This is a genomic window from Escherichia sp. KS167_9B (assembly GCF_030295215.1).
Classification (GTDB): domain Bacteria; phylum Pseudomonadota; class Gammaproteobacteria; order Enterobacterales; family Enterobacteriaceae; genus Escherichia; species Escherichia coli_F.
Genome location: NZ_AP025754.1, coordinates 2,281,498 through 2,299,520, shown reverse-complemented (window position 1 = coordinate 2,299,520; position 18,023 = coordinate 2,281,498). Strand labels below are relative to the sequence as shown.

At 50.1% G+C, this 18,023-nt stretch carries 19 protein-coding genes; 12 read left to right on the top strand and 7 right to left on the bottom strand.

Going from position 1 to position 18,023, the window contains the following annotated elements; genetic code table 11:
• Nucleotides 1-30: 30 nt before the first annotated feature.
• From QUE34_RS11580 to QUE34_RS11570, 3 genes are read right to left on the bottom strand one after another with little or no spacing between them, the layout of a single operon-like run.
• The gene (locus tag QUE34_RS11580) at nt 31-426 is read right to left on the bottom strand and encodes an MAPEG family protein (RefSeq protein ID WP_000252980.1); all 396 of its coding nucleotides are present in this window, start codon (nt 424-426) and stop codon (nt 31-33) included.
• Between the two features lie 52 nt (nt 427-478).
• Nucleotides 479-1,297 (bottom strand): DUF72 domain-containing protein, encoded by an 819-nt coding sequence (locus QUE34_RS11575; RefSeq protein ID WP_105268678.1) that lies wholly within the window; start codon nt 1,295-1,297, stop codon nt 479-481.
• Nucleotides 1,294-1,860 carry a hydrolase gene (locus tag QUE34_RS11570; protein WP_000891621.1) on the bottom strand — a complete coding sequence of 189 codons (567 nt, stop codon included), beginning with the start codon at nt 1,858-1,860 and terminating at the stop codon, nt 1,294-1,296. Before QUE34_RS11570 ends, QUE34_RS11575 begins: the two co-directional genes overlap by 4 nt.
• 309 nt (nt 1,861-2,169) lie before the next feature.
• Here QUE34_RS11570 and aspS point away from each other — a divergent pair, with 309 nt between their 5' ends.
• The 5 genes from aspS to QUE34_RS11545 are packed head-to-tail and all read left to right on the top strand — an operon-like array spanning nt 2,170 to nt 7,279.
• Nucleotides 2,170-3,942 (top strand): aspartate--tRNA ligase, encoded by a 1,773-nt coding sequence (gene aspS, locus QUE34_RS11565; protein ID WP_001258663.1) that lies wholly within the window; start codon nt 2,170-2,172, stop codon nt 3,940-3,942.
• Nucleotides 3,935-4,387 carry a dihydroneopterin triphosphate diphosphatase gene (nudB, locus tag QUE34_RS11560; RefSeq protein WP_077756973.1) on the top strand — a complete coding sequence of 151 codons (453 nt, stop codon included), beginning with the start codon at nt 3,935-3,937 and terminating at the stop codon, nt 4,385-4,387. Before aspS ends, nudB begins: the two co-directional genes overlap by 8 nt.
• A 28-nt stretch (nt 4,388-4,415) precedes the next feature.
• Entirely contained in the window at nt 4,416-5,156 is a 741-nt protein-coding gene (locus tag QUE34_RS11555; protein WP_000907234.1) for a YebC/PmpR family DNA-binding transcriptional regulator, read from the top strand.
• 34 nt (nt 5,157-5,190) lie between these two features.
• The gene (gene ruvC / locus QUE34_RS11550; protein WP_001295503.1) at nt 5,191-5,712 is read left to right on the top strand and encodes a crossover junction endodeoxyribonuclease RuvC; all 522 of its coding nucleotides are present in this window, start codon (nt 5,191-5,193) and stop codon (nt 5,710-5,712) included.
• A 58-nt stretch (nt 5,713-5,770) separates the two neighbouring features.
• Nucleotides 5,771-7,279 carry a PstS family phosphate ABC transporter substrate-binding protein gene (locus tag QUE34_RS11545; protein ID WP_286338964.1) on the top strand — a complete coding sequence of 503 codons (1,509 nt, stop codon included), beginning with the start codon at nt 5,771-5,773 and terminating at the stop codon, nt 7,277-7,279.
• Nucleotides 7,280-7,356: 77 nt separating this feature from the next.
• Here the strand turns inward: QUE34_RS11545 and QUE34_RS11540 are convergent, their stop codons facing one another.
• On the bottom strand, nt 7,357-7,890 hold the full coding sequence (locus tag QUE34_RS11540; RefSeq protein ID WP_241232084.1) for a YebB family permuted papain-like enzyme: 534 nt from the start codon (nt 7,888-7,890) through the stop codon (nt 7,357-7,359).
• On the opposite strand from QUE34_RS11540, the gene QUE34_RS11535 reads away from it, so the two are divergent.
• The 4 genes from QUE34_RS11535 to ruvB all read left to right on the top strand — a co-directional run bounded on the left by QUE34_RS11535 (nt 7,798) and on the right by ruvB (nt 11,256).
• Complete coding sequence (locus QUE34_RS11535; protein ID WP_241232085.1) at nt 7,798-8,847, top strand: hypothetical protein; 1,050 nt, start codon at nt 7,798-7,800, stop codon at nt 8,845-8,847. The genes QUE34_RS11540 and QUE34_RS11535 overlap by 93 nt on opposite strands.
• A gap of 37 nt (nt 8,848-8,884) precedes the next feature.
• Nucleotides 8,885-9,454, top strand: a complete 570-nt coding sequence (locus tag QUE34_RS11530) for a hypothetical protein (protein WP_105268682.1) — start codon at nt 8,885-8,887, stop codon at nt 9,452-9,454.
• 171 nt (nt 9,455-9,625) lie between these two features.
• On the top strand, nt 9,626-10,237 hold the full coding sequence (gene ruvA / locus QUE34_RS11525; protein WP_000580323.1) for a Holliday junction branch migration protein RuvA: 612 nt from the start codon (nt 9,626-9,628) through the stop codon (nt 10,235-10,237).
• Between the two features lie 8 nt (nt 10,238-10,245).
• Nucleotides 10,246-11,256 (top strand): Holliday junction branch migration DNA helicase RuvB, encoded by a 1,011-nt coding sequence (ruvB, locus tag QUE34_RS11520; protein WP_000568522.1) that lies wholly within the window; start codon nt 10,246-10,248, stop codon nt 11,254-11,256.
• Nucleotides 11,257-11,402: 146 nt separating this feature from the next.
• Here the strand turns inward: ruvB and znuB are convergent, their stop codons facing one another.
• The gene (gene znuB, locus QUE34_RS11515; RefSeq protein WP_000571478.1) at nt 11,403-12,188 is read right to left on the bottom strand and encodes a zinc ABC transporter permease subunit ZnuB; all 786 of its coding nucleotides are present in this window, start codon (nt 12,186-12,188) and stop codon (nt 11,403-11,405) included.
• A complete protein-coding gene (gene znuC, locus QUE34_RS11510) occupies nt 12,185-12,940 on the bottom strand; it encodes a zinc ABC transporter ATP-binding protein ZnuC (protein ID WP_000202996.1) in 756 nt (251 codons plus the stop codon). Before znuC ends, znuB begins: the two co-directional genes overlap by 4 nt.
• A gap of 78 nt (nt 12,941-13,018) precedes the next feature.
• Between znuC and znuA the strand changes: the two genes are divergently transcribed.
• The 3 genes from znuA (at nt 13,019) to lpxM (ending at nt 16,380) form a co-directional block, all read left to right on the top strand.
• Complete coding sequence (znuA, locus tag QUE34_RS11505; protein WP_011076428.1) at nt 13,019-13,951, top strand: zinc ABC transporter substrate-binding protein ZnuA; 933 nt, start codon at nt 13,019-13,021, stop codon at nt 13,949-13,951.
• A gap of 15 nt (nt 13,952-13,966) precedes the next feature.
• On the top strand, nt 13,967-15,289 hold the full coding sequence (mepM, locus tag QUE34_RS11500; protein WP_001184045.1) for a murein DD-endopeptidase MepM: 1,323 nt from the start codon (nt 13,967-13,969) through the stop codon (nt 15,287-15,289).
• Between the two features lie 119 nt (nt 15,290-15,408).
• Complete coding sequence (lpxM, locus tag QUE34_RS11495) at nt 15,409-16,380, top strand: lauroyl-Kdo(2)-lipid IV(A) myristoyltransferase (protein WP_000448381.1); 972 nt, start codon at nt 15,409-15,411, stop codon at nt 16,378-16,380.
• Between the two features lie 131 nt (nt 16,381-16,511).
• Here lpxM and pyk read toward each other — a convergent pair whose 3' ends face one another.
• A complete protein-coding gene (gene pyk, locus QUE34_RS11490) occupies nt 16,512-17,954 on the bottom strand; it encodes a pyruvate kinase (protein ID WP_000091148.1) in 1,443 nt (480 codons plus the stop codon).
• Nucleotides 17,955-18,023: the final 69 nt, after the last annotated feature.

The following is an 18,023-nucleotide window of genomic DNA, read 5'->3' as shown; positions in this document are numbered from 1 at the left end:
TCCGGGAAAAAGAAAGTGGCGTATTGTGCGCTAACGCAGGGAGAAAACCAACTCCCAGGGCATATACCAAAGATTCGCCAGCACCATCAGCAACAGCGCACACCAGGTGGCGCTCATGCCAGAACGTCGCCAGCGGAACAGACGGTGATGAAAACCGTAATAATGCATCAGACGACCAGCAAGCAAAACGATGCCGCAAATATGCACCATCCAGGTTTCTGCGCCATTCATTTCCATAAACAGCATCAACACAATCGCGATGGGAATATATTCCACCGCGTTACCATGAATGCGAATAGCGCTTTGCAGTTCGCTAAAACCTCCGTCACCATAGGCAACGCGGTACTGCATTCGCAGGCGAACGACATCAAAAGAGAACTTCATTAATAACAACGCACTTAAAACGGCATATAGCGCGCTTACCATACAAACTCCCTTTAAAATGGCCGATGGCACCTGTCTATGATAGGTGGCAAATTCAGAAAAGAGAAGATTGCTGTGGAATAGCCGGAACTGCTCCGATCTCTGGAAGCGTTTTACGTAAGTCTTCCCACAGGGTATGTACCAGTTCCGGTGCCTGGGCAATATCTGGCGTATGTAAAAAAAGATAAGGCGTAGTGGTCTGATGCCACTGCGCTAATTTTTGTAACCAAACCTGAAACAACTCTCGGTTTTGCGTCATATCATCACTACCGATAAAACGGATCAGCGGATTTGTCGCCGTCAGCACAGCATGTACGGGAACTTTAGGTTTTTTCCGTTGAGCGTCGCGAATAGCTTCACTGTGTGGGCGTGCTGCATGAACCGGGCGGCTGTCTAAAATCACCCGATTAACGCCGCGCTGATGTAAACCGCGATTAAGTGTTTGTTCCTCTTCCCCTTTGGCGAAAAACTGTGGATGTCGGACTTCCACACCATAATTAAACTCGCCGGGAAGAGAGTCGAGAAAATGCCAAAGCGCAGGCAGATCCCGTGGGCCAAATGTGGCAGGCAGTTGCAGCCAGTATTGCCCAATGCGCGGCGCTAACGGTGACAAGCGAGTCAAAAATCCAGTTACTAAATCATCGCAATGCCGTAATGCTGCCTGATGCGAAATGGTCGCCGGAAACTTAAAACAGAAGCGAAAATTATCTGTGGTCTGCTCACGCCAGCGCAGGACAACCTCGGGTTTCGGCAGAGCGTATAGCGTGGTGTTGCCCTCCACACAGTTAAAATGGCGGGCATACTCTTCCAGGCTGGTTATCCCCAGACGGATCCATTTAGGATGCGACCATTGCGGCAGACCGATGTAAATCATAATGCGTTGAGGATCTCTTCCACACTGCGCACACGGGCGATGCGTGGGTAGATATGGTTGATGCTGTTATTGTGCTGCTCGGCGCTGGCGGCGCTGCAGGCGTCTTCGGCAATCACCAGATTAAAACCAAGTTCCCAGGCATTGCGGGCGGTGGATTCAACACCGATATTGGTCGAGATCCCACATAATACTATTGTATCGATACCCCGGCGGCGTAATTGCAACTCCAGATCCGTACCGTAAAACGCACCCCATTGACGTTTGATGATTTCGATATCGCTGTCGGTTGCACCTAATGCAGCAGGATGTTGCCACCAGTTTTCGGGTAACACTTTAGCGGGGGAGGGGGCATCAACCGGCTGTTTTAATGCTTCGGCATAATCGGCAGACCAGCCAACGCGCACCAGAAACACGGGCTGACCGCTCGCGCGAAATTTCGCCGCCAGCTTCCCGGCGCGATTAACCACCTCATCGGCAGTATGCGGGCCACCGGCAAAAGGTAAGATGCCTTCTTGTAAATCAATCACCACCAGCGCAGTGGTTTTAGCATTCAGTTCAAGCATGTTGTCTCCTGATAAAACGAAATCGTGCCTTTCACCTTAATGCGATTAGCTGATGGCGGAACGACAAATTTTGTTAATTTTTATGAGTTCGGGCAACACCTTTATAGCAAACTGGCGTAGAGTCTGATTTCAGGCCCGATATAAAGTGGTAACGAGGCGTTCCAGCGCGGGCCAGGCTCTTACGGTGCGGCAGAATTTCCAGTATAATAGCCGCCTTTTTTCATTCAGTTGTGACATACAGCTAACGCTGCGACTTGGTCACCTGCGCAGCAGGGGGCATCCGCCGGCAGCTAAGTTAAGGGATATCTCATGCGTACAGAATATTGTGGACAGCTCCGTTTGTCCCACGTGGGGCAGCAGGTGACTCTGTGTGGTTGGGTCAACCGTCGTCGTGATCTTGGTAGCCTGATCTTCATCGATATGCGCGACCGCGAAGGTATCGTGCAGGTATTTTTCGATCCGGATCGTGCGGACGCGTTAAAGCTGGCCTCTGAACTGCGTAATGAGTTCTGCATTCAGGTCACGGGCACCGTACGTGCGCGTGACGAAAAAAATATCAACCGCGATATGGCGACCGGCGAAATCGAAGTGCTGGCCTCCTCGCTGACCATCATCAACCGCGCAGACGTTCTGCCGCTTGACTCTAACCACGTCAACACCGAAGAAGCGCGACTGAAATACCGCTACCTCGACCTGCGTCGTCCGGAAATGGCTCAGCGCCTGAAAACCCGCGCTAAAATCACCAGCCTGGTGCGCCGTTTTATGGATGACCACGGCTTCCTCGACATCGAAACTCCGATGCTGACCAAAGCCACGCCGGAAGGCGCGCGTGACTACCTGGTGCCTTCTCGTGTGCACAAAGGGAAATTCTACGCACTGCCGCAGTCTCCGCAGCTGTTCAAACAGCTGCTGATGATGTCTGGTTTTGACCGCTACTATCAGATTGTAAAATGCTTCCGTGACGAAGACCTGCGTGCTGATCGTCAGCCTGAATTCACCCAGATCGATGTGGAAACCTCTTTCATGACCGCGCCGCAAGTGCGTGAAGTGATGGAAGCGCTGGTACGCCATTTGTGGCTGGAAGTGAAGGGCGTGGATCTCGGTGATTTCCCTGTAATGACCTTTGCGGAAGCAGAACGCCGTTATGGTTCTGATAAACCGGATCTGCGTAACCCGATGGAACTGACTGACGTTGCTGATCTGCTGAAATCCGTTGAGTTCGCGGTATTCGCAGGTCCGGCGAACGATCCGAAAGGCCGCGTTGCCGCTCTGCGTGTTCCGGGTGGCGCATCGCTGACCCGTAAGCAGATCGACGAATACGGTAACTTCGTTAAAATCTACGGCGCGAAAGGTCTGGCGTACATCAAAGTTAACGAACGTGCGAAAGGTCTGGAAGGTATCAACAGCCCGGTAGCGAAGTTCCTCAACGCTGAAATCATCGAAGCCATCCTGGATCGTACTGCCGCGCAAGATGGCGATATGATTTTCTTCGGTGCTGATAACAAGAAAATTGTTGCCGACGCGATGGGCGCATTGCGTCTGAAAGTGGGTAAAGACCTTGGTCTGACCGACGAAAGCAAATGGGCACCGCTGTGGGTTATCGACTTCCCGATGTTTGAAGACGACGGTGAAGGCGGCCTGACGGCAATGCACCATCCGTTCACCTCACCGAAAGACATGACGGCGGCAGAGTTGAAAGCTGCACCGGAAAATGCGGTGGCGAACGCTTACGATATGGTCATCAATGGTTACGAAGTGGGCGGTGGTTCTGTGCGTATCCATAATGGGGATATGCAGCAGACGGTGTTTGGTATTCTGGGGATCAACGAAGAGGAACAGCGCGAGAAATTCGGCTTCCTGCTCGACGCCCTGAAATACGGTACTCCGCCGCACGCAGGTCTGGCATTCGGTCTTGACCGTCTGACCATGCTGCTGACCGGTACCGACAACATCCGTGACGTTATCGCCTTCCCGAAAACCACGGCGGCAGCGTGTCTGATGACCGAAGCGCCAAGCTTTGCTAACCCGACTGCTCTGTCCGAGCTGAGCATTCAGGTTGTGAAGAAGGCAGAGAATAATTGATATGACTTATAAGCGTCCCGTTTCTATTCTGGTGGTTATTTATGCGCAAGATACGAAACGGGTGCTGATGTTACAGCGGCGTGATGATCCCGATTTCTGGCAGTCAGTAACCGGCAGTGTGGAAGAGGGGGAAACCGCGCCGCAAGCCGCCATGCGCGAAGTAAAGGAAGAGGTCACCATTGATGTTGTCGCTGAACAACTGGCCTTAATTGACTGTCAGCGCACGGTGGAGTTTGAAATTTTTTCACATTTACGTCATCGCTATGCGCCGGGCGTAACGCGTAATACGGAATCTTGGTTCTGTCTTGCACTCCCGCACGAGCGCCAGATCGTTTTCACTGAACATCTGGCCTACAAGTGGCTTGATGCGCATGCTGCGGCGGCGCTCACAAAGTCATGGAGCAACCGGCAGGCGATTGAACAGTTTGTAATTAACGCTGCCTGAACAGGCAGGGCTACCTGGAGATATTTTTATGGCAGGTCATAGTAAATGGGCCAACACCAGACATCGTAAAGCTGCGCAGGATGCTAAGCGCGGTAAAATCTTCACTAAAATCATTCGTGAACTGGTAACCGCGGCGAAGCTGGGCGGTGGAGATCCGGATGCTAACCCGCGTCTGCGAGCAGCCATTGACAAAGCACTGTCTAACAACATGACCCGTGACACCCTGAACCGCGCAATTGCCCGTGGTGTGGGTGGTGATGATGATGCAAACATGGAAACCATCATCTACGAAGGTTACGGTCCTGGCGGCACGGCAATCATGATTGAATGTCTGTCTGATAACCGCAACCGTACCGTTGCTGAAGTGCGTCACGCATTCAGCAAATGTGGCGGTAACCTCGGTACTGATGGTTCCGTAGCCTATCTGTTCAGCAAAAAAGGCGTGATCTCCTTCGAGAAAGGCGATGAAGACACCATCATGGAAGCAGCTCTGGAAGCTGGTGCTGAAGATGTTGTGACCTATGATGATGGCGCGATTGACGTCTACACTGCATGGGAGGAAATGGGCAAAGTACGCGACGCTCTGGAAGCGGCAGGTCTGAAAGCAGACAGCGCGGAAGTTTCCATGATCCCGTCCACCAAAGCTGATATGGATGCAGAAACCGCACCGAAACTGATGCGTCTGATCGATATGCTGGAAGATTGCGACGACGTGCAGGAAGTCTACCATAACGGTGAAATCTCTGATGAGGTTGCAGCGACTCTCTGATGAGGCCTGCTAAACAGCAAAACGGAGACGCGTGATGGCTATTATTCTCGGCATTGACCCGGGTTCGCGCGTGACCGGCTATGGCGTCATCCGCCAGGTAGGCAGGCAGCTGTCCTACCTGGGTAGCGGATGTATACGCACCAAAGTGGATGATTTACCGTCTCGTCTTAAGCTCATCTATGCGGGCGTGACGGAAATCATCACCCAGTTCCAGCCTGATTATTTCGCCATTGAACAAGTCTTTATGGCTAAAAATGCCGACTCGGCCCTGAAGCTGGGGCAGGCGCGTGGCGTGGCGATTGTGGCGGCGGTGAATCAGGAATTACCGGTATTTGAATACGCGGCACGTCAGGTAAAGCAAACGGTGGTAGGTATTGGTAGTGCCGAAAAAAGCCAGGTGCAGCATATGGTTCGCACCTTGCTGAAACTCCCCGCTAATCCTCAGGCGGATGCCGCTGATGCGCTGGCAATTGCCATCACCCACTGCCACGTTAGTCAGAATGCGATGCAGATGAGCGAATCGCGGCTGAACCTGGCTCGCGGGAGACTGCGTTAATAAGATTCAGGGAATATTCATTGCCGACTGGCAATTACTAGGGCAGGGAGTGCCTCTGATGACAATGTTAAAAACAGTAAGATTCTGGCTCGTCGAATTAATACTGCTGGCAGTTGTGTTGCCCGTATTAGCGATAATTTTTTACTCCTGTACTCTATTTTTTCCTTTTTACGCCGAAGGCGGTATCTTGGAGTTTAGCGCCACACTAATAGTGACTGCTTTAAGTGGTCTGGCGTTAGGAAGGGTAAGAAGTGCCTTTGTCCCGCTAAATTTATCATTCATTTCCCTGATCCTCCCGGAAATCCTGCTACTTTTTTATACACTTGTTGTCTGGCTAACATTACTTATTATTACGGATAGTGAGTTTAATAGTGGACTATTTTATACCGGGCAGGATTGGTTGGGCATTTTCAGCCTATTAACTGAGGCTGCGACGGAAGACGAATTTTTTACGCCATCGTTAATGCAGGTGGCTACGCCTGCGATACCGGCTGTGGGTATTCTGGTCTATATTGTCTCACTGACGCATGCTGCAAGAGGGCGAAACCGGCTGACGAACATTGTAGGATGGCGTTATATCGTAATCCCGGTTTTAATGGCGGTTATAAGCATTGCGGGATTACTCGCATGGCAAATCCATGACAGAAGTGAAAGAAAAGTGGTCAGTGTGCCAGAAACGCAGCTTTCTGAGCGCTTGGCATTAAAAGATTATTCTCCCTTTACCGCCAATAATAAATTAACACACCTCAATGAACAGGCCACGCTGGCGATAGCGAGTAACTGGCCGCAACTGAATGGCGCGACAGCGCTCTATCCACTGTATGCCTCGATGGCGCAAATGGTTTATCGCAATCTGAATGAGGAAAGTGCCGAGGATTATATAAAGTGCTGGAAAACCCAGGGAGCCTACACAGCTTTGATAGAAGGGCGCGCGGATCTTATTTTTGTCGCCGAACCCTCTGATGAGCAACGAGAGCAGGCGCGTAACAGTGGCGTTGGTTTGCATTTTTATCCTCTGGCGCGAGAGGCTTTTGTTTTTGTCACTCATAAAGATAATCCGGTTACAGCGTTGAGTGATAAACAGATCCGCCAAATCTATTCTGGCGACATCAATAACTGGCAGGATGTTGGCGGGCGCGACGCACGGATCATGCCTTTTCAGCGACCGGAAGGCTCAGGTAGCCAGACAATTATGTTAGCGGCTGTGATGAAGCAGGAAAAAATGCGCAAACCGCTGGAAACGGAACGGATAAGCGAAATGCAGGGGTTGATACGTAATGTTGCCAGCTATCAGAACAGTACAAATGCTTTGGGGTATACGTTCCGGTACTACTCAACACAAATGCACCACAGCGATAATCTCCGCTTGCTAGCGGTAAATGGTATTGCGCCAACGGCAGAAAATATTCGCAGCGGGAAGTACCCCTATACGGTAACGGTTTATATGGTTAGCGCGGGAAGACCTGACGCGCAGGTGCAAAAAATAATCGACTGGTTTTTGAGTGCGCAGGGGCAGAAAATGGTCGCTGAAACCGGATATATCCCGTTGGGAAAATCAACCAGGTGAACATACGTAAATGGCAAAAACCATCACCAATGGTTTTTGCCATGATATGCGACTCACACTGCTTCTGGCAGCCTGGTTTAGTCATTATGACTGGCATGGATTAACGTCAACCCCGGATGATGCCACAAACTGGCTGGCGTGACGGTTTTACGCTCCCACGGAATAGAACCTAAGAACCAGAATTTCCAGAAAGTGAGTTTTGCATTTGGATTGCTGTTTAGCAGTTCTCCAAACGTCTCTATTTCACCCACCGGAATACATAACGCCTCTTTATAAATATCAAAAACGAATTTTGAACAGAACTGGCGGGAAGATTCGTATTTAAAACCGGTGTGGTAGAACTTATGCAACCGGGCAGGGACCTTTTCGACAAGAGCAAGTTTCTGCTCTGCGGTTAAACCTCCTGCCAGGCGGCGAACACCGTAGCGTTGCTCGGTCGACCGTTCAATAAATCGTGACAAAGTTGTGATTGTGGAGAGCGGAACTCGACTCTCCGCAACCAGGTAATCATCACCGTCATGTCCGATGATTATCCCCACATGGTTGCTCCAGCATTTCGAGGCTGCAGAGATTTGCCCAAACAGGCGAGCACCGATGCAGGTAAAAACAATATCACCGGTTTCATATTTAGCTGGGTAATTTATTTTCACTATATCAATCCATTATTTATATATAAAACAGCATCTATCTTTCGTGATGGTAAAGCATTAGCATTGTATTGTAATAATGACAAGGAATGTTTTATGCGGTTATTTATTAATGTGATAATGATAGTTTCGATCAGTCAATGCGTGAATGTATTTGCTCAAGATAATGTCATTCGCTATCCCTGGCGATATGGACGTATTTCTTTAAATGAGAATAATGAGTTTGTGCCTCAAATTATTCATATGCGTGATGATATCTACGGCGTGGGTGAAGTTGGTGCAAGCCTTAACGATGCGAGAATGGCGCAAAGTGGTGTCACCGTGAGGCTTAGCGTTATACAGCAGGGGCAGGTGGTGAATGCTTTACTGGATTTCTACAATAGCAATAATCAACCTGCTTATATATTTGAAGGCGGTTTATTGTCCTGCAATAAAGCCTTTGACATCACAACAAACAACATTGTCCTTGATGGGATGTGTGGAATTTATGATGGGGTCGATGGCTGGCAAGTTATTCCTGCGGGTGAGCATTATAAAGAATCGTTTTCACTCACTCAGGCTTTTGAATTCTTGCCGGGAAAACATCATTATAAAATTAATGCCGGAGGTTTTATCATCAGAGTCGGGGATGATATTTTTGCAAGAGAAGATGCCGAAAGCATTCTTTTTGATTTGATTAACTGGCGATATGGCTATGTGCTAAAAAGTTATGAAAGGGTGTCAAAGGGGGATTTGATGGCAGGATATTATGCTCTGTATGAATACTCAGGCGCTGACATAATTGATGAGTATGATATTTACTCAAACCAGGTGTCGATTGATCTTAATGGTGACGAGTTAGCACATACGGAGTCCTATCAGTGGCGAATTGATAGCGGAATGATCCCGGAAAAATTCAGCGTTCAGGGACTCGCTGAATGAATCGTCCTCTACCTGCTTGCCAGATACAGAGGCGCGGATGAATTTATCAAGCGTATTCAATCAGCTTTTAATCTCATTAGCTCTTGCCGGGACGTTGATATCAAGCAGCTATCTCATGGAAGCTCACTACCCGCGTTTCAGGAAGCCAATTGCGTTCTTTTACTTCTTCTTAGCAATTTATACCAGTTATGCTGCCGTTCTGGAGTATGAGTACCACCGCACTAGCTTGACTACGCTCGCAAAAGTTTCTTCGGTTCGTTATACCAGTAATTTTGAGCGTAGCGCCTCGCACTCCTGCAATTTACTGCGGGGAGGAAGGATTGATTGCACGGGGCTGTATGCCTATGACCTGACCTGGCAGATTGACGGTAAGACCTGGAATTTGCATGTTGAGGACAAGCGTATAAAACCAGGATTCACCATGTGCGTGAAGGTTGTAAAAGATCGCCCCGCCATCGGGAAATCCTGTGAAAACGCGTTTTTCAATGTCAGCCCTTTGCCGATTCTGATAGCTATATGGGCAATCAGCGCATTTATATTTGCGGTCTTACTCCTTCACAGACTAAAAAAATGCCGCAAATGGAAGCACGCCAGCAAGGGGCGTTGAAAAATTGGGCATTAGAAGTGTGATGTAAGGGGGATTCATACAGAATTTCTGATGCTGTGAGCAAAAGGATTATCATTTCTGAAATGATTTAATATCATCCCTCGCTGGATATCTATCCAGCATTTTTTTATCATACAGCATTATCTTTGATTCATTACGCAGGAGCGTCATGTGATAGGCAGACTCAGAGGCATCATCATTGAAAAACAACCCCCACTGGTATTAATTGAAGTGGGCGGCGTAGGCTATGAAGTGCATATGCCGATGACCTGTTTTTATGAACTCCCTGAAGCGGGTCAGGAAGCGATCGTTTTCACCCACTTTGTGGTGCGTGAAGACGCGCAACTGCTGTACGGTTTTAACAATAAACAAGAGCGCACGTTGTTCAAAGAGTTGATCAAAACCAACGGCGTTGGGCCTAAACTGGCATTGGCAATCCTCTCCGGAATGTCAGCGCAGCAGTTCGTTAATGCCGTTGAGCGTGAAGAAGTGGGGGCGCTGGTGAAACTGCCGGGTATTGGCAAAAAAACCGCCGAACGCTTGATTGTCGAAATGAAAGACCGATTTAAAGGTTTACATGGCGATCTCTTTACGCCAGCTGCCGACCTGGTACTCACGTCACCTGCCAGCCCGGCGACCGATGATGCCGAACAGGAAGCGGTTGCCGCGCTGGTGGCGCTGGGCTATAAACCACAAGAAGCAAGCCGCATGGTGAGCAAAATCGCTCGCCCTGACGCCAGCAGTGAAACATTAATTCGCGAAGCCCTGCGCGCCGCGTTATGAGGTAAAGGATGATTGAAGCAGACCGTCTGATTTCTGCCGGTACCACTTTGCCGGAAGATGTGGCAGATCGCGCCATTCGCCCCAAATTACTGGAAGAGTATGTTGGTCAGCCGCAGGTTCGTTCACAGATGGAGATTTTCATCAAAGCAGCGAAACTGCGCGGCGATGCCCTCGATCATCTGTTGATTTTTGGTCCTCCGGGTTTAGGTAAAACTACGCTTGCCAACATTGTCGCCAATGAAATGGGCGTGAATTTACGCACGACTTCCGGTCCAGTACTGGAAAAGGCGGGCGATCTGGCAGCGATGCTCACTAACCTTGAACCGCATGACGTGCTGTTTATTGATGAGATCCACCGTCTTTCACCAGTGGTGGAAGAGGTGTTGTATCCGGCAATGGAAGACTACCAACTGGATATTATGATTGGTGAAGGTCCGGCGGCACGCTCCATTAAAATTGACTTGCCGCCGTTTACTCTGATTGGTGCAACCACGCGCGCAGGTTCGCTGACATCACCGCTGCGTGATCGTTTTGGTATTGTGCAACGTCTGGAGTTTTATCAGGTGCCGGATCTGCAATATATTGTCAGTCGCAGCGCACGCTTTATGGGGCTTGAGATGAGTGACGATGGCGCGTTGGAAGTTGCTCGCCGGGCGCGTGGTACGCCACGTATTGCCAACCGTCTGCTGCGTCGAGTGCGTGACTTCGCCGAAGTGAAGCACGATGGCACCATCTCGGCTGATATCGCTGCTCAGGCGCTGGATATGCTGAATGTCGATGCCGAAGGTTTCGATTATATGGACCGCAAATTGTTGCTGGCGGTAATCGATAAGTTCTTTGGTGGGCCGGTAGGTCTGGATAACCTGGCGGCTGCCATTGGCGAAGAGCGTGAAACCATTGAGGATGTGCTGGAACCTTATTTGATTCAGCAAGGCTTTTTGCAGCGTACACCGCGCGGGCGTATGGCGACAGTGCGGGCGTGGAACCACTTCGGCATCACGCCACCAGAAATGCCTTAAGTTGAATAAGGTATTCAAGCCGCTTCCGACATTGGCGATAAGCCTGATGCGACGCTGTTCGCGTCTTATCAGGCCTACCAGAAGTAGCGAACCGTAGGTCGGATAAGGCGCTCGCGCCGCATCCGACAAATGTGTTCAGCGACAGATTAGCTGGCCTGCTTTTTCATCATACTGATAATAAATAACAGTGCCGCACATAGCACTACCGACGGACCCGCCGGCGTATCGTAAAATGCGGAAAAGGTTAAACCGCCAGTTACTGCCACCATTCCCACCAAAACAGCGACACCGGCCATCTGTTCCGGCGTGCGGGCAAAGCGACGCGCTGTAGCTGCAGGAATAATCAGCAGCGAAGTAATAATCAACGCGCCGACAAATTTCATCGCTACACCAATCGTCAATGCTGTCACCAGCATCAACAACAATTTCACGCGCTGTAATTTCACACCATCAACAAACGCCAGATCCGGGCTAATCGTCATTGACAGCAAATTGCGCCATTGCCAGAACAGAATCGCCACCACGATGACCACGCCAATCGCAATAGAGATGAGATCTTCTGGCGTCACTGCCAGCAAATCACCGAACAGGTAAGCCATCAAATCAACACGAATGTTAGACATCAGACTAACGACCACCAGGCCCAGCGACAGGGCACTGTGCGCCATAATCCCTAATAACGTGTCGATCGCCAGCTGTGGGCGCTTCTCCAGCCATACCAGACCGCCCGCCAGCAGCAGCGTAACCGCAATCACCGCATAGAATGGATTAACGTCCAGCAACAAACCAAACGCGACGCCAAGTAACGAGGCATGAGCCAGTGTATCACCGAAATAAGACATACGACGCCAGACCACAAACGAACCCAGCGGACCCGCGGCACAGGCGAGCATGATCCCGGCTAACCAACCAGGAAATAATAATTCAATCATGAGCGATCATTTCCCCGACGCAAAACAATTCGTCCCTGTAAATCGTGACGATGATTATGATGATGGCGATAGATACCCAGTTGTTCAGCACCACGAGGACCAAACATAGAAATAAACTCCGGATGCAGGGAAACAACTTCCGGTGTGCCGGAACAACAAATGTGGTGATTCAGGCAAAGCACTTCATCGGTTTTTGCCATTACCAGATGCAGATCGTGAGAGACCATTAAAACGCCACAATCCAGTTCGCGACGCAACTGGTCAATAAGGTCATATAACGCCACCTGACCATTCACATCCACGCCCTGAGTGGGTTCATCCAGCACTAATAATTGCGGTCGATTTAACAATGCTCGCGCTAACAATACACGCTGTGTTTCGCCACCCGAGAGCTTTTGCATCGGTGCGTTAATCAGATGCCCGGCCTGGACACGTTTCAGTGCAGGCAAAATATCTTCTTTATGTGTGCCAGGGCGTAAGCGTAAAAATCGATTTACGGTCAGTGGCAATGTTGTGTCGAGATACAGCTTCTGCGGTACGTAGCCGATGCGCAGTTTTCCGTTGCGCTTGATAACCCCTTCATCGGGTGTTACCAGTCCGAGCACTACCCGTACCAGTGTCGACTTACCTGCGCCATTTGGCCCAAGTAAAGTTAAAATTTTTCCAGGTTTAAGTTCCAGCGACACATCAGAGAGGACGCGGCGTTGGCCGAAAGAAACCGAGACATTTTCCAGGGAAACCAGACTTGTCATGTTAATTTTAGTCTTGCAGTAGTCATGAAATGTTATAATATCACACTTCTCATATTCATTACGATGATTGGTCGCATTATGTTACATAAAAAAACGCTTCTTTTCGCAGCATTATCCGCCGCTCTCTGGGGGGGTGCAACACAGGCCGCAGATGCTGCCGTTGTCGCTTCGCTTAAACCCGTTGGGTTCATCGCTTCTGCCATTGCTGATGGGGTAACAGAAACGGAGGTTTTACTACCTGACGGCGCTTCAGAACATGATTATTCACTGCGTCCATCAGATGTAAAACGCTTACAGAACGCGGACTTAGTCGTTTGGGTTGGCCCGGAGATGGAAGCGTTCATGCAAAAACCGGTAAGTAAATTACCTGAAGCGAAACAGGTAACGATTGCGCAGCTAGAGAATGTGAAACCGCTGCTGATGAAAAGTATTCACGGCGATGATGATGATCACGACCACGCGGAAAAAAGTGACGAAGATCACCATCACGGCGATTTCAACATGCATCTTTGGCTTTCCCCAGAGATAGCGCGGGCTACAGCGGTTGCAATCCATGGAAAATTAGTGGAACTTATGCCGCAAAGTCGAGCCAAACTTGACGCCAACCTGAAGGATTTTGAGGCACAATTAGCCTCAACCGAAAAGCAGGTTGGTAACGAGCTCGCGCCGCTCAAGGGGAAAGGTTATTTCGTTTTTCACGATGCTTACGGCTATTTCGAAAAACAGTTCGGACTGACACCGCTTGGTCATTTTACCGTTAACCCTGAGATTCAACCTGGCGCGCAGCGTTTACATGAAATAAGAACACAGTTGGTTGAGCAAAAAGCAACCTGCGTTTTTGCTGAGCCACAGTTCAGGCCAGCGGTCGTTGAGAGCGTCGCACGAGGGACATCCGTTCGTATGGGAACGTTGGATCCCCTGGGGACGAATATCAAACTGGGTAAAACAAGCTATTCAGAATTCCTGAATCAATTAGCCAACCAGTATGCGAGCTGCCTGAAAGGAGATTAATGAGGAAGTGATTACGTGCAACAGATAGCCCGCTCTGTCGCCCTGGCGTTTAATAATTTACCGCGACCACACCGCGTTATGTTGGGGTCGCTCACCGTTCTTACTCTGGCCGTCGCTGTCTGGCGGCCCTATGTTTATCACCGCGATGCCACGCCAATTGTCAAAACCATTGAGCTGGAACAGAACGAAATTCGTTCGCTCTTACCTGAAGCCAGTGAGCCGATTGATCAAGCTGCACAAGAAGATGAAGCCATTCCCCAGGATGAACTGGATGACAAAATCGCCGGTGAAGCGGGCGTGCATGAATATGTTGTTTCCACTGGCGATACGCTAAGCAGCATTCTCAATCAGTATGGTATTGATATGGGTGATATCACCCAACTGGCTGCTGCTGACAAAGAATTGCGTAACCTGAAAATCGGTCAACAACTTTCCTGGACATTAACCGCGGACGGCGAATTGCAGCGCCTTACCTGGGAAGTATCTCGTCGGGAAACCCGAACCTATGACCGTACTGCCGCTAACGGTTTTAAAATGACCAGCGAAATGCAGCAAGGAGAGTGGGTCAACAATCTGCTGAAAGGTACCGTCGGGGGAAGCTTTGTTGCCAGCGCCAGAAACGCCGGTTTAACCAGCGCCGAAGTGAGCGCAGTGATTAAAGCCATGCAGTGGCAAATGGATTTCCGCAAACTGAAAAAAGGCGATGAATTTGCGGTGTTAATGTCACGAGAAATGCTTGATGGCAAACGTGAGCAAAGCCAACTGCTGGGCGTACGTTTGCGTTCAGAAGGTAAAGATTATTACGCAATCCGCGCTGAAGATGGCAAATTCTACGATCGTAACGGTACTGGTCTGGCGAAAGGATTCTTGCGATTCCCGACGGCGAAACAGTTCCGTATCTCGTCTAACTTTAACCCGCGTCGTACTAATCCGGTGACTGGTCGTGTTGCGCCACACAGAGGTGTTGATTTCGCCATGCCACAGGGTACGCCAGTGCTTTCAGTGGGTGACGGTGAAGTGGTGGTTGCCAAACGCAGTGGCGCAGCAGGTTATTATGTGGCTATTCGTCATGGTCGTAGCTACACCACGCGTTATATGCACTTGCGTAAGATTCTGGTGAAACCAGGACAGAAAGTGAAACGTGGCGACCGTATCGCGCTTTCCGGTAATACTGGGCGTTCAACCGGGCCGCATTTGCACTATGAAGTCTGGATCAACCAGCAGGCCGTAAACCCGTTGACGGCAAAATTGCCGCGTACCGAAGGGCTGACCGGCTCCGATCGTCGCGAATTCCTGGCGCAGGCCAAAGAGATTGTGCCGCAGCTACGGTTTGATTAATTAACATCCATTCGCAGCCGGTACGCAGTCAGTACCGGCTTTTTTTATTTGGTGCGGGGCAAGTTGCGCCGCTACACTATCACCAGATTGATTTTTGCCTTATCCGAAACTGGAAAAGCATGGAAACGAAAAAAAATAATAGCGAATACATTCCTGAGTTTGATAAATCCTTTCGCCATCCTCGCTACTGGGGAGCATGGCTGGGCGTAGCAGCGATGGCGGGTATCGCTTTAACACCGCCAAAGTTCCGCGATCCCATTCTGGCACGGCTGGGACGTTTTGCTGGACGACTGGGAAAAAGCTCACGCCGTCGTGCGTTAATCAATCTGTCGCTCTGCTTTCCAGAACGTAGTGAAGCCGAGCGCGAAGCGATTGTTGATGAGATGTTTGCCACCGCGCCGCAAGCGATGGCAATGATGGCTGAGTTGGCAATACGCGGGCCGGAGAAAATTCAGCCGCGTGTTGACTGGCAAGGACTGGAGATCATTGAAGAGATGCGGCGTAATAACGAGAAAGTGATCTTTCTGGTGCCGCACGGCTGGGCCGTCGATATCCCTGCCATGCTGATGGCCTCGCAAGGGCAGAAAATGGCAGCGATGTTCCATAATCAGGGTAACCCGGTTTTTGATTATGTCTGGAACACGGTGCGTCGTCGTTTTGGCGGTCGTCTGCATGCGAGAAATGATGGTATTAAGCCTTTCATCCAGTCGGTACGTCAGGGCTACTGGGGATATTATTTACCCGATCAGGATCATGGCCCCGAGCACAGTGAGTTTGTTGATTTCTTTGCCACCTATAAAGCGACGTTGCCCGCGATTGGTCGATTGATGAAAGTGTGCCGTGCGCGCGTTGTACCGCTGTTTCCAATTTATGATGGCAAAACGCATCGTTTGACGATTCAGGTGCGCCCACCGATGGATGATCTGTTAGAGGCGGATGACCATACGATTGCGCGGCGGATGAATGAAGAAGTCGAGATTTTTGTTGGTCCGCGACCAGAACAATACACCTGGATATTAAAATTGCTGAAAACTCGCAAACCGGGCGAAATCCAACCGTATAAGCGCAAAGATCTTTATCCCATCAAATAAAAAAAGCCTCTCGCGAGGAGAGGCTTCCGCCGTGTGATAAGTTCAAGTTTGCTTCAGAAGATTCGAAATCTGTTGAACTATCATTGAACTGTAGGCCGGATGAGGCGTTTTCGCCGCATCCGGCAACGTACTTACTCTACAGTTAAAATACGCGTGGTATTAGTAGAACCCACGGTACTCATCACGTCGCCCTGGGTGACAATCACCAGGTCACCAGACATCAAGTAACCTTTATCGCGCAGCAGATTAACCGCTTCGCTGGCAGCTGCTACGCCGTCATTAGCGCTATCAAAGTGCACCGGCGTAACGCCACGATAGAGAGCAGTCAGATTCAGCGTACGTTCATGGCGCGACATAGCGAAAATCGGCAGACCGGAGCTGATACGGGAGGTCATCAGAGCGGTACGACCCGATTCGGTCATAGTGATGATCGCCGTAACGCCTTTCAGGTGGTTAGCCGCGTACATCGCTGACATGGCGATAGCTTCTTCCACATTGTCGAACTGAACGTCCAGACGGTGTTTAGAAACGTTGATGCTCGGGATTTTTTCAGCACCCAGGCAAACACGCGCCATGGCTGCAACGGTTTCTGAAGGATACTGACCAGCAGCAGTTTCTGCAGACAGCATCACAGCATCAGTACCATCCAGAACGGCGTTTGCTACGTCCATGACTTCCGCACGCGTCGGCATCGGGTTAGTAATCATTGACTCCATCATCTGGGTCGCAGTGATTACCGCGCGGTTTAGTTGACGTGCACGACGGATCAACGCTTTCTGAATGCCGACCAGTTCCGGGTCGCCAATTTCCACACCGAGGTCGCCGCGAGCAACCATTACCACGTCAGAGGCGAGGATGATGTCATCCATTGCATCCTGGCTGCAAACGGCTTCCGCACGTTCAACTTTGGCGACAATTTTTGCATCACAACCTGCGTCGCGAGCCAGGCGGCGTGCATAGTTCAGATCTTCGCCGCAGCGCGGGAAGGAAACAGCCAGGTAATCTACGCCAATCAACGCCGCAGTCTTAATGTCTGCTTTGTCTTTTTCGGTCAGCGCTTCAGCCGACAAACCACCGCCGAGTTTGTTGATACCTTTATTGTTGGAGAGCGGACCGCCGACGGTCACTTCGGTGAATACTTTCATGCCTTGAACTTCCAGTACTTTTAACTGGACGCGACCATCGTCCAACAGCAGGATGTCACCAGGCACGACGTCAGCAGGCAGGCCTTTGTAGTCGATACCGACTTTTTCTTTGTCGCCTTCACCTTTACCCAGGTTGGCGTCGAGCAGGAATTTATCCCCAATATTGAGGAAAACTTTGCCTTCTTTAAAGGTGGATACACGAATTTTGGGCCCCTGGAGGTCACCCAGAATAGCCACATGACGCCCCAGTTTTGCGGCAATTTCACGAACTTTATCCGCGCGCATTTTGTGATCTTCAGGAGAGCCGTGAGAAAAGTTCATACGTACAACGTTTGCACCCGCAGCGATAACTTTCTCAAGGTTATTATCGCGATCTGTTGCTGGGCCTAACGTGGTAACGATTTTTGTTCTGCGAAGCCTTCTGGACATGTAATACTCCGTTGACTGAAACAACCAGGTGTTGCTTGAACATGAAATCCGAATGAAATAACGCCGCGA